The organism is Salinigranum salinum, from assembly GCF_009176545.1.
GTDB classification, from domain to species: Archaea; Halobacteriota; Halobacteria; order Halobacteriales; family Haloferacaceae; genus Salinigranum; species Salinigranum salinum.
Window position 1 is genome coordinate 1,447,953 of the sequence record NZ_VTOJ01000001.1, and the last position, 12,430, is coordinate 1,460,382.

10 protein-coding genes are annotated in these 12,430 nt (G+C 70.5%); 9 read left to right on the forward strand and 1 reads right to left on the reverse strand.

The window, feature by feature from the left end; all coding sequences use genetic code 11:
• The first annotated feature begins 46 nt into the window (after window positions 1-46).
• The 7 genes from FZP69_RS06885 to FZP69_RS06915 all read left to right on the forward strand — a co-directional run bounded on the left by FZP69_RS06885 (window position 47) and on the right by FZP69_RS06915 (window position 7,610).
• A complete protein-coding gene (locus tag FZP69_RS06885) occupies window positions 47-580 on the forward strand; it encodes a DUF7283 family protein (protein ID WP_240137481.1) in 534 nt (177 codons plus the stop codon).
• Window positions 577-1,047, forward strand: coding sequence for a DUF7285 family protein (locus FZP69_RS22865; protein WP_204959922.1), 471 nt, complete (start codon window positions 577-579; stop codon window positions 1,045-1,047). The genes FZP69_RS06885 and FZP69_RS22865 overlap by 4 nt, the downstream gene beginning before the upstream one ends.
• Window positions 1,044-1,943: a DUF7284 family protein gene (locus FZP69_RS06895; protein ID WP_152040596.1), complete on the forward strand. Its 900-nt coding sequence runs from the start codon at window positions 1,044-1,046 to the stop codon at window positions 1,941-1,943. Before FZP69_RS22865 ends, FZP69_RS06895 begins: the two co-directional genes overlap by 4 nt.
• Window positions 1,943-4,969: a DUF7286 family protein gene (locus tag FZP69_RS06900; protein WP_152040597.1), complete on the forward strand. Its 3,027-nt coding sequence runs from the start codon at window positions 1,943-1,945 to the stop codon at window positions 4,967-4,969. Before FZP69_RS06895 ends, FZP69_RS06900 begins: the two co-directional genes overlap by 1 nt.
• Window positions 4,970-5,004: 35 nt before the next feature.
• Window positions 5,005-5,430, forward strand: coding sequence for a DUF5791 family protein (locus FZP69_RS06905; protein ID WP_152040598.1), 426 nt, complete (start codon window positions 5,005-5,007; stop codon window positions 5,428-5,430).
• A 14-nt stretch (window positions 5,431-5,444) separates the two neighbouring features.
• The gene (locus FZP69_RS06910; protein ID WP_152040599.1) at window positions 5,445-6,344 is read left to right on the forward strand and encodes an SDR family oxidoreductase; all 900 of its coding nucleotides are present in this window, start codon (window positions 5,445-5,447) and stop codon (window positions 6,342-6,344) included.
• Window positions 6,345-6,413: 69 nt separating this feature from the next.
• Window positions 6,414-7,610 (forward strand): DHH family phosphoesterase, encoded by a 1,197-nt coding sequence (locus FZP69_RS06915; protein WP_152040600.1) that lies wholly within the window; start codon window positions 6,414-6,416, stop codon window positions 7,608-7,610.
• A 503-nt stretch (window positions 7,611-8,113) separates the two neighbouring features.
• Here the strand turns inward: FZP69_RS06915 and FZP69_RS06920 are convergent.
• A complete protein-coding gene (locus tag FZP69_RS06920) occupies window positions 8,114-8,992 on the reverse strand; it encodes an MBL fold metallo-hydrolase (RefSeq protein WP_152040601.1) in 879 nt (292 codons plus the stop codon).
• Between the two features lie 462 nt (window positions 8,993-9,454).
• On the opposite strand from FZP69_RS06920, the gene FZP69_RS06925 reads away from it, so the two are divergent.
• Both FZP69_RS06925 and FZP69_RS06930 read left to right on the forward strand, forming a co-directional pair.
• A complete protein-coding gene (locus FZP69_RS06925) occupies window positions 9,455-11,035 on the forward strand; it encodes a long-chain-fatty-acid--CoA ligase (protein ID WP_152040602.1) in 1,581 nt (526 codons plus the stop codon).
• Window positions 11,036-11,276: 241 nt separating this feature from the next.
• Window positions 11,277-12,422, forward strand: a complete 1,146-nt coding sequence (locus FZP69_RS06930) for an aldo/keto reductase (protein ID WP_152040603.1) — start codon at window positions 11,277-11,279, stop codon at window positions 12,420-12,422.
• Window positions 12,423-12,430 lie beyond the last annotated feature (8 nt).

Below are 12,430 nucleotides of genomic sequence, written 5' to 3' on the forward strand. Positions count from 1 at the left end.
CGTCGGCGCGTGAGGGTTTTTATACGAACGGGCGGCCAGACGGCCCATGTTCGACACCCCGATCGACGCGTGGTACGCCTGGCTCGGTCTCTCGGTGGCGACGCTCGTCGTGTTCGGCGTGGTGACCGCGTTCCCGGCGACTCCAGCGCCGGACGCGGCCGGTCTCGCGGAGACGATCGACCAGGTGGCGACGAGCGACTACGACACCACTGCTCGCCACCCGATCACCGCTCGCACGGTACGGCTCGGTCCCCGACGCGTCGGCCTCCGAAACGACGCCGGGACGACACACGCGACACTCGCCTACCCCGTCGTCCCCGTCGTGGGTGGGACGCCGCTCGCCCGCGTCCTTCGTGGGGCCGCCCCTTCGGCGACCTTCGAGTCGCCGCAGGCGTTCGCACGGGCGGCCGAAACCGCCCGGGAACGACCCCCACAGTGGCGACCTGCCGGCGAGGCGGTCGTCGTCCGTCGTCTCACCTGGGCCGGCGTCGACGTGACGCTCGTCGGCACCGTTTCGGACGGTGAACTGCCCGCCGTCGATGCGGCGGTACGGTCGCAGGCGCGAGGTGAACGCGCGTGACTGCGAGCAGCCGTCACGCGACCGGTTCGACCTGCCGTCCGACGCGGCCCAGCGGTGCCGCGGGTCGCCGCGCACGAACCGGTGACGTCACCGGCCGCCGTGGACAGGTCGAGCCGCTCGCGGCGCTCGCGGCGCTCTTCGCCGTCTGTGTCGGCCTCTCCGTGTACGCGGTCGTCCTCGCCGACGCGGGCCACCCGACGGAACGCGATCTGGCGGAGCCGACGCTCGCGGCCGTCGACGACGCGGTCTCGGTCGGCGGGGTCGTCCACCCGCAGCGTCTCGACCGGGCGCTCGCCAGCGGACCGTCGGGTTGGCGACTCAACGTCACCGTCGCGACCGACGACGCGCGGTGGACGGTCGGTCCGTCTCCGACCGTGGTCGGTGACCGATCCTCCCGCCGCGTGAGCGTGCGACTCGGCCCCGGACGCGTCCGTGTCGGCCACCTCCGCGTGGTGGTGTGGCGATGATTTCGGATCGTCGTGGCGTCAGCACGGTCGTCGACACGGCGCTGTTCCTCCTGCTCGTCAGCGCGGCCGTTCTCGGCGTCGCGACCGCGAGTGCCGACGGGATCGGCGGCTCCGGCGACGACGGTGCGGGCGACCCGGCGCTCACCGACCGCGACGAGGCCACCGTGGAGACGCTCGCGACGTCGACTGCGACCGTCCGGTACGACCTCGGAGTCGACCGCCGGACGAACGCGACGGTGACGCGCGTCCGGCACGGGAGTCTGGCCGGACTCCTGGCGGAGGCCGCCGTGGCCACGATCGCGGTCGACGACCGCCGTCTCTCCCCGTTCGCCGAGGGGTTCGTCGTCGGTGTCAGCGAGGCCGTCCGCCCGACGCTCGACGGCCGGACGCAGGTGGTGGCGACGTGGACGCCGTTCCCCGGATCGAACCTCCGGGGGCGGGTCGTCGTCGGTCCCTCGCCGCCACCCGGCGCGGCGATCCACGCCGCGACGCTCTCGGTCGACAGCGGCCTCCCACCGGCCCGCGAGGCTGCGCTCGCCGCGACGGACGCGGGCCACGGCGGCGTCGCCGACGCCGTCGCTCGGCACACCGTTCGCGGGCTGTTTCCGGTGCGGCGGACTCGGGTTGCGCTCGACGGGGGAACTGGCGACGACGACACCGGCGACGGCGACACCGTCGACGCCACTGTCACTCGCACCCGGTTCGAGCGGACCGCGTCGGCGTACGGTTCGGACGCCGCGCTCGAGACCGGCGTCGTGCCGGCGACCGCCGACCTCTCGGCGGCGGTCGCGAACCGATCGGAGACGACGCTCCGTCAGCGGTTCGAGACGCCGCGGACGGCGGCCGAGTCGGTTCGGACCGGTCGCGTCACGATCGTCGTCAGGACGTGGTCCTGATGCGGCTGGCAGACGACACCCGAGGCCGGATCCCGTTCGCGCTCGTCGGCGTGTTGCTCCTCCTCGGCAGCACGACGTACGCGACCACGCTCGCGACCGACGGCGTCCGGGTCGACCGCGACGTCGAGGTGGCGATGGACCGGGCGACGGCGGCATCGGAGACGGCGCTCCGGACCGCCGTTTCGCGCGCCGCCCGCGACGCTGCGCGGACGCCCGTGGTCGCGCCGGCGAGCAACTCCTGGGGCGACGTGTTGAACGACTCCCGCCCGTTCCGGGACAGCTTCCGCGTTCGGATCTACGCTGCCGCCCGCGAGGGCTTCGATCGGGCGGCGTACACGCACGGCGACGTCACGGCGGCGGCGTCTCTCCCGCCGACGCCGACGCCAGCGGCGCTCGACGCCGAACTCGACCGGATCACCGTCGTCGGCGTCGAGAACGGCACCGCCCTGCGCGTCACGGTCCGAAACGTCTCGGTGGTCGCCCGGCAGGACGGACAGGTCGTCGCCCGCGAGACCCGGAACCGCACCGTCACCGTCGCGACGCCGGTGCTGGCCATGCACGACCGCACCGTCCGGTTCGAGCGCTCGCTCGAACGCGGCCCACTCGAGGGCCGTGGGCTCGGCCGCAGGCTCACCGCTCGACTGTACCCGCTGGCCTGGGCCCGCGGCTACGCCCAGTGGAGCGGTCTCCCGATCAGCAACGTCCTGTCCACGCGGCACGTGGGTGTGGCGACCAACGGGGCCGTACTCGAACTCCAGCGCGAGGCGTACGGTCGGTCGGACCCGACGGGGCGGGTGGGGTACACGCGAGCGCTGGTCAGACTCGGCGTAGCGGACGCCCGTCAGGGCGTGAGCTCACCCGCGACGAGCGTCGCGGCGAGCCTCACGGACTCCGCGGGAACCCTCGATCCGAACGACGTTCCCGAACGCGTCCCGCGCCTCGCGGTTTCGGACGCACCCGGTCCCGACGACGAGATGACGGTGGGGGTGAACGAGACCGCCGACCGTGCGTTCGTCGCGTTCCTCGTCGGGAGCGGCGGTCCCGGGTTCGACGACACGCTCGCGCGAGCGTACAGCGCGGAACTCCGGGCGCGGACGACGGCCACGTTGCTGGAGACGGAGTCGTGGCCCCGGCCACGAGCGCCGTCGCCCGGCGCGACCCTCGAAGACGAGACAGTCCAGCGCGACGCGACGGTGGCCCCCGGCGACGGACCGCTCCCGCCGACCGTCGGCGGCTGGACCCGGTTCCGGAACGCGACTCGCGAGGTGACCGTCACCCACCGCATCGAGTGGACCTGGGCGCGAGGCAACGAGACTGTCACCCGGACGGCGACAGTGACCGAACGGTACGCGGTCGGCGTCGCCGTCGACGCACGCCCGATGCGACTCGAGAGTGTTCCGGAGCGCCCGATCGACCCGCTGTTCGAGCGCGGCGGCGCGCTGGACGGTCCCAACCTCGCGGACGCCCCCGACCGATCGACGCGGTTCGTGGGCGCTCACGGCGGTGTCGAGAGCATCGCAGCCCGGCGCGCGCTCGCCGGTTCGCACGAGCCCAACGGGACAGTCACCGGCGACCGTCCCGCCGACCTCGACGGGTGGGTGTACGACGACCTCGCGTCGCTCCGGCGCGAGGTCAGGAACGTCTCCGTGGCCGTCCCTGCCTCGCGTGCGGCGACGGGATCGGCGAACCCTTCGGCTCGACTCGCCGACCGCCTCCGCGAGCGCCGCTCAGCCCTCGTCGCCGCTCCCGCTCGATACGACGGCGTCGCCGACCGGGCACGCGTCGCCGCCCGTGCGGCGTATCTCGATCGGGTCATCGCGCGTCTGGACGGCCGGACGACGGCCACGACGGACGCGAACGCCCGGCTCGTCGAATACCTCCGGACGCGCGACGTCGACCTGCCCGGTCGGACGACCGACGTGTTGACGAACCGGACGGCGATCCCCCGCGACTCGCCCCCCGTCGCGGGTCCGCTCGGCGGCGAAGACGTGTTCGTCCCGCAGGGCGGTCCCGCGTACCTCGACGTACGAGGGATCGACGAGAGCGACGCCGCCTGGACCGAACGGACCGGGACGGACTACCCGCTGGCGACGCGCAACGTCAACGTCTTCACCGTCCCGTACGGTGACGCCGCGGACGCCGTCGTCGGCTCCGTCGCCGGAGCGAAGACCGTCCGGCTGCACACGGCCGCCCTGACGCTCCGGGCCGCCGAGAACGTCGCCGCTGCCGACGCGAACGCCGACCTCCGAACCAGGCGGGCCCTCCTGCGCGGGGAGATCAACGACTCGCTCGTGGCAGTCGACCAGCGGGTGGACGACGTGCTGTTTCGGGAGACGTCGCTCGGCCCGCACGAGCGCCGCCGCGCCGTCGACGACGCGTTCGCCCGATGGGATCGCCCCTCGGCCAGGGCGCTCGCGGTCACGAACGGCTCGTTCGTCCCGGCGGTCGTCGACGAGGCCGGTGTCGAGGGCCGCGCCGCCGACCGACTCCGCGTCCACCTCCGCGTCGCCGTCGCCGACCTGCGCGACTCCCCGGAGACGCGCGTCGACCACCGGCCCGTCAACAGCACGGCGAGCACCGTCCGGCGGGTGTCGACGACCGTCGCCACCGAGGCGCTCGGAACCGCCGTCGCGAACGGCACCGAGCGGCTCGCCGCCCGGACGAAGGGGACGGCAGTCGTCCTCCCGGCGGGACTCCCGTTGCTCCCGACGCCCGCGAACTGGTACGCCACGGTGAACGTCTGGACGGTCAGCGTCCGGGGCGAGTATCCGCGGTTCGCGGTCCGGAGCCGCCGGGGCGCTCCCGGTGAGACCGTCACGTACGTCCGCGACGGTGGCGTCGCGGCGCTCGACCTCGACGGGGACGGCGGGACGGAGGCACTCGGCACGGCCGAACGCGTCGACGTCTCGGTTCGGACCGTCGTGGTCGTCGCCGTCCCACCGGGCAAACTCGGTGTCGGCGACACCGACGGACAGGCCGTCGAGACGTCGCCGGGGTGGGGATCGACGGGAGGGGATCCGGAGTGACAACGGTTTTGACCCCGCCGCATCGACAGACGGGCATGCTCTACGACGTGGTCGACGACCCAGCGTCGCGGACGGCGTCCGAACTCCGTGCCGCGTACGAACGGGCGCTCGCCGACGTGGTCGACACCCACGGCGTCGCGGCCGTCGCGGCCGACGCCGACGTCGACGAGGACCGGCTCCGCGCGCTCGCCGCGGGCGACGACCTCGATCTGACCGTCGAGGAGGCGATGGCCGTGCTCGCCGTCGACGCCGACCGCGACGCCGAGACCATGGCGCTCGAACTCCGGGACCGGCTCCTGATGGGGATGACGACCGGCGTCCTCGACGTCGACACGCTCGCCGCCGAGACGGGTCTCGACATCTCGGGCCAGGAGGTCCAGCAGTCGCTCGAGGGGCGTCGACAGACGACGCTCGACGAACTCGCGGCGATCCACCGCGTCATCGCGACCCGGAACCAGTAACCGGGGGTGCACTCGTGCACATCGTCGTCCTCGGCTGTGGCTACGTCGGACTCGAACTCGGCCGTCAGCTCCGCGACCGTGGCCACGACGTCGTCGGCGTCCGGCGATCGGACGAAGGTCTCGATGCGGTCGCCGAGGCGGGACTCGACCCCGTGCGTGCGGACGTCACCGACCCCGGGTCGCTCGCCGACCTCCCCGACACCGACTGGCTCGTCTTCGCGGCGAGCTCCGGCGGCCGCGGCGCCGACGCTGCCCGGCGGGTGTTCGTCGACGGGCTGGAGAACGCCGTTGAGGAGTTCTCGGCGCGCGAGTTGCCACCGACGCGACTGGTGTACACGTCGTCGACCGGCGTCTACGGCGACCACGACGGCGACTGGGTCGACGAGGAGACACCCCTGGAGCCGACGACCGAGAAGACGCGCGTGCTCGCCGAGGCGGAGGACGTGGCGCTGTCGGCCCCGGTGCCCGCGACCGTGACGCGGTTCGCCGGGCTCTACGGCCCGTCGCGGTACCGCCTCGAACGCTACCTCAAGGGCCCCGTGACCGACGGCTACCTCAACATGGTCCACCGCGACGACGCCGCCGGCGCGGTCCGGTTCGTCCTCGAACACGGTGACGCCCCCGAACGGGACCGCGATGTCGACGGCGTGCTCCTGGTCGTCGACGACGAACCCGTCTCGAAGTGGACGTTCGCCGACTGGCTCGCGGACGCCTGCGGCGCCGAACGGCCGCCGAAGCGGACCAAGGCGGAGCGACTCGCCGCGGGCGACCTCTCGGAGGCGGCCCGTCGTCGGATCCTGACGAGCAAACGCTGTTCGAACGACCGGCTCCGCGAACTCGGATACACGTTCGAGTATCCGACGTTCCGCGAGGGCTACCAGGCTGCCGTCGACGCCTACCGCGAGACACCCTGAGGGATTTCGTCCCTCGCGAAGCGACAGGACGTGGGAATCTTCATGAACTTCGACATAGACAGGGCGGGTATGCCGCCACGAACGGACGCGGCCGCCGTCGTCCCCGACGGCGGGTCGGTCATCGACGCGGTCGGGTCGCTCGTGCGCGCGTACCCCGAACTCGTCGTCGCGGTCTTCCTCGCGGCGGTCACGCTCGTCGGCGGTGCGTACGCCATCCTGCGGTTCAAGCGACCGACGGGGACGCGGTTCCTCGAGGCGCTGGCGAGTCGCGACGAGGTCGCGGTGCTGATGCATCCGAACCCCGATCCCGACGCGATGGCCGCAGCCATTGGTGTCGCCTGTCTCGCGCGTCAGGTCGACACGGAGGCGACCCTCCAGTACACGGGTGAGATCCGTCACCAGGAGAACCGCGCGTTCCGGACCGTCCTCAACCTCGACATGACCCCCATCGAGCACGTCTCCGAACTCGCCGCCGAAGCCGTCGTCCTCGTCGACCACAACGAACCGCGGGGGTTCGCGGGTGCCGAGGGCGTCCTCCCCTTCGCGGTCGTCGATCACCACCCCGGCGACGGAACCGGTGAGGCGTTCACCGACGTCCGGACCGACTACGGCGCCTGTTCGAGCATCGTGGCCGAATACTTCCGCGACGTGGGTGCGACGCCGGTCCCCCCGGACATGCACGCCTCGGAGATCCCCGCCGAGTACACGCTCCCGTCGACGATCTCGACGGGCCTCCTCTACGGCATCCTCACCGACACGGACCGGCTCATCGCCGGCTGTTCGGCCCCGGACTTCTCCGCGGCGGGCTACCTCTATCCGGGGATCGACGAGGACCTCCTCAACCGGATCGCCAATCCGGAGGTGTCGAAGGAGGTGCTGGAGGCGAAGGCGCGCGCGATCGCCGGCAAGCAGGTGCGCGGCCCGTTCCTCGTCAGCGACATCGGCGCGCTCTCGAACCTGGACGCGATCCCGCAGGCCGCGGACGAACTCATCAAGATGGAGGGCGTGACGGCGACCGTCGTCGTCGGCGAGAAGAGCGGGAACATCTACCTCTCAGGCCGGTCGCGCGACGATCGCGTCCACATGGGCCGTACCCTGGAGGCGGCACTGACCGACATCCCCGGCTCCTCCGCCGGCGGCCACGCCCGGATGGGTGGCGCGCAGATCATGGGAAACGACGGTGTCGTCGACACCGACGGCGGCCTGCGCGTCGAACGCGAGGCGCTCGTCGAACGGCTGTTCGACTCGATGTCCGGCGAGACGTAGCCGTGAATCCGGGCGTGACGAACGGGCCGGACAGGTGTTCGGTTCGACGATCCCGAAGCGGTAGTCCGAACCGACTGGAGTGAGGCGCTCCGACGTCGACGACATGGAGCGCACACGTACACCCGTGACCGTGCAGTCGCCCGGTCGGTGTGGCCTCCCCTCTCGACTCGTTCGTGTCACTCGCGTCACTCGCTCGCCTCTCGCGCGAGTCGCTCCGGTCCGTTCGCCGCCGCGCGCCAGCCGCGAGTGCCGCAGTGCGCTGCGGTGGCGCGTGCCGGCGCAGCCACGGAGACCGCACCTCACTCACCCGAGGGACGACCGAGCGGGTGACCCGACGGAGGGAGCGAAGGAGTCGGACGAGGTGGTCTGCGGTCTCGCTTCTCTGGTGCCCGTGCGGTCTCTGTCCCGTCGATCCGGTCGAGGGAGCAAACGACACGTCCCGATCTGCCGCCAACGTCTCTCACGTCTCGCAAGGAGTATTCCGGTCGACGAGGATGGTCGCGTTAGCCCTCGATCGGCCGCCATTCCCATGCCTCGCCCGCCTGCGTGATCTGTCCCAACCCCGGTTCGGGGAAGTGATAGGCGAGCACTGACACGTGTTCGGCTGCAGCGTCCTCCAAAAGCCGTTCTCTGGTTGTGACAACCTGATCTGGATCGTGATCGGTGACGCCATACCACGTCGGGTGTGCGAGATGGATCGGGTGAAGCACCGTGTCGACGAGATGCAACAGGTGGTCGTCCTCGGAAGCGACCGAAACGGCCACGTGGCCGGGAGTGTGTCCTGGTGCCGGAAGAACACGAACGCCCGGAACGACCTCCGTTTCGGTGTCGCTGTCGACGAGTTCGAGTTGCTCCCTGATTGGTGGGAGTACCTTCCGGGGCACGTCACGGAGTACGGATCTGATGTCGTCGCCCACGGCAAGACCGGACAGATCGGGCTCCGAGGTCCAGAACTCCCACTCCGTGTCCGGCATGATATATCGCGCGTCCCGGAACGCTGGTTCCCCCTCGTCGTCCACGCAGCCTCCAACGTGGTCCGGATGACCGTGGGTGAGCAGCACCGTATCGATATCCTCGGGCTCGACACCCCCCTCGGAGAGGTTCGCACGTAAGTTCCCAGTCGTTGGCGCCAGGTCGCCGGCACCGGTGTCAACCAACACAGTGTGGTCACCCGTCTCGATCAATAGGCCCGGGTAGGGACTGACGTACTCTTCCCAGTGATCCGGATCGATGTCGTGATCGCGTAGCGCCTGTGCCCGGTCTGACTCGGGCGCATTGGCGAAGAACATCTGTGCGGGGTGGGGGTACGCGAACGTCCCGTCTCGCACGATGGAGCAGTCGAACGTCCCGACGGTAAACCGGTAGGTATGCTTCGCCGCCATTATGTATCACTAGCAATCGTGTAGGACCTCTGGAAACAAAAGGGTGAACAGGCCGTCCCCCGGGAGACGAACCAGGTCCTCTCGACCGGTCGTGACTCTCCCGTCCACTACGTCCGATAGCGCCGGTCTGCTGTCTCCACCCTCTCCACTCGGCACCCGGCTTCTGATCGTGTTCGAGTCGGTTTCAGTTGTCGCGCCGAATAGAGCGCGGGTCCCGGTCGGGAGTGTCTCCCCGGAACCTCCTCTTCGGGGTCGGTCGACAGTTCCACACTCACGCGCCCCAGGAGCGGTGCCAGTCTCGCGACGGAGGCTTCCGTACCGTCGGGTCGATACCGCGGAGCGATCACTCGTGGGGTCTCCACGTCGTCACGTACTGCCTCACGGTGTCTCCCTCGGTTTCCTCGTGGTCGAATCCACCATCGAGAAAGAACTTTACGTCTCACCGTTACGTCTTGACATAGCATGAACCGACCGATGACGACGCTCGATTTCCTCGACAGAGGGGTCGACGTCTATGGCGACGCCGTCGGTGTGATCGCCGACGACGGTACCGAGTACACCTACACCGAGTTCGGCGAGCGGGTCGACCGCGCCGCGGCGGTGCTCTCGGGTCTCGGCATCGAGGAAGGCGACCGCGTGGCGCTGCTCTCGCCGAACACACACTGGTTTCTGGAGACGCTGTTCGCGACCAACGTCCTCGGTGCCATCTCGGTCCCGCTCAACTACCGGCTCATCGCCGGGGACTACGAGTACATCCTCGACGACTGTGGGGCCCGGGTGGTCGTCGCCGACCACGCTTTCGCCGACAAGATCGAAGCGATCCGCGACCAGGTCCCCGCCACGACCTTCGTCGCCAACCCGGCCGACCGCGTCGACGGCGACTGGCGCGATTACGAGACTCTCCTGGAAGAGGCAGACCCCGACGACGTCGAGCGGCCCGACATCTCCGAGGACGACCCCGCGACGATCAACTACACGAGCGGGACGACCGGCGACCCGAAGGGTGTCGTCAGAACCCACCGCACCGAACACTGGCACGCGCTGGTCGCTACCCACCACACCGAGATCACGGACGACGACGCCTACCTCTGGACGCTCCCGATGTTCCACGTCAACGGGTGGGGCTATCCCTACATGATCACCGGCGTCGGCGGGACGCACGTCTGCCAGCGCCACTTCGACGCCGAGGACGCCTTCGAGCGAATCCACGCCCACGACGTGACCTACCTCTGTGGCGCACCCACGGTCCTCGAATCGCTGATCGACCACTACGAGAACCACGACATCGCGGCGACCGGCGACAAGCCGGTCAGGATCGCCACGGCGGCCAGCCCGCCGCCCAAGTCGACCATCCGGACCGTCGAGGACGAACTCGGCTGGAACATCCTGCACGTCTACGGACTGACCGAGACCGGGCCGCTGATCACAACGAGCAACTCGCCGCGCCGGATCGAGAGCGAGGGTCGCCTCACGGTCAAGACCCGCCAGGGCCACGCCATGCTCGGGACCGAAGTGCGCGTCGTCGACGAGGACGGCGAGGACGTCCCTCGCGACGACGAGACGATGGGCGAGATCGTCGTCCGCGGCAATCAGGTCATGGATCGCTACTGGAACAAACCCGAGCGGACCCGCGAGGCCTTCAGCGACCGGGTCGACGGGTGGTTCCACACCGGCGACATCGCCACTGTCGACGAACGCGAGATGATCTCGATCAAGGGCCGCAAGAAGGACGTCATCATCAGCGGCGGCGAGAACATCTCCAGCGTCGAGGTCGAGGACGCGCTCTACGAACACCCCGACATCGAGCGCGTCGCCGTGATCGGCGTCCCCCACGAGAAGTGGGGCGAGACGCCAAAAGCGATCGTCGTGCCCGTCGACGGTGCCGACCTCACCGAGGAGGGAGTCATCGCGTTCGCCCGCGACAACCTCGCGCACTTCAAGTGCCCGACCGTCGTCGAGTTCGTCGACGGCCTCCCCGAGACGTCCACGGGGAAGATCCGCAAGTTCGAACTCCGGGAGTCACACGGCGACCCCGCTGCGTGACCCCGTCCGTTCCGGCCCGCTCGCCGTCGGCCCCCGGTTGAACGAGAGAACGAAGTGTAACACGCGTGCCGGTCACACCCTCTTGCCGACCACGTCCGCTCCCTCTCACACGCTGATCTCGACGCACGTGTGAGCTGTCACGGTGACCCGGGCGAGCACTCGCGTCGATCCCTCTCGCTCGACCGTTTCGACCGACTGCGAGACGCCAACGCCTAACCCTACTCGCCACCTCCCCTCCGACATGGCCACCCGTGAGGGAACCTGGCGCTACCGCAACCGCTTCGGCGACAGCTTCGGTCGCACCTACTTCCGTCGGTTCGGTCCCGGTGTCGTCTCCTCGCTGGGCGTCGGCACGTACCTCGGCGAGCCGACGGACGCCGTCGACGATCGATACCGCGAGGCGCTCGTCACGGCGTTCGAGCACGGGATCAACCTCGTCGACACGGCGGTCAACTACCGCTGTCAGCGCTCCGAGCGGGTCGTCGGACGGGCACTGGCCGACGCCGACGTCGACCGCGACGAGGTGGTCGTCGCCACCAAGGGTGGGTTCGTCCCCTTCGACGGCTCCCGCCCCGCGGACCCGTCGGCGTACGTCCGCCGGGAGTTCCTCGACACCGGCCTCGTCTCGCCCGACGACCTCGCCCGCGGGAGCCACTGTCTCGCTCCCGACTTCCTCGACGCCATGCTCGACCGTTCGCTGTCGAACCTCGCGGTCGACCGGATCGACCTCTACTACGTCCACAACCCCGAGACGCAGCTGTCGGCCCGCTCGCGCGAGGCGGTGTACGATCGCCTCGAACGCGCGTTCACGCGGCTGGAGGAACGGCGAGCGGCCGGCGACGTCGGCACGTACGGCGTCGCGACGTGGAGCGCCTTCCGGGTCCTGCCGGAGCACGACCAGTACCTCTCGCTCGCGGAGGTCGTCGCCCGCGCCGAGGCGGCGGCCGACGCCGTCGGTGCCGCCGAGCCGGGACTGGCCGCGATCCAGCTCCCGTTCAACGTGACGATGGCCGACGCGTTCACCGTCGCGGCACACGGCGACGACGATGACGCCGATGGCCGCGGGGGTGACGGCGACGGTCGCGCGGGTGACGACGACGGCCGCGGGCGACTGAGCGCGCTCCGGTACGCCCACGAACGTGGACTCCACGTGTTCACCTCGGCCAGCATCGCCCAGGGCGACCTCGCCCGCGCGGTTCCGGCGGCGGTCGACGCCGAACTCGCGGGGGACACGCCGGCCCAGCGCGCGCTCAACTTCGCGCGGTCGGCTCCCGGGGTGACGGCTGCACTCGTCGGTGCGTCGCGTGCGTCGCACGTCGCCGAGAACGTCGCCGCGGGCACGTTCGATCCGCTCGGGGCGCGGGCGTTCGACGCCGTGTTCGAGTGAACGTCGCC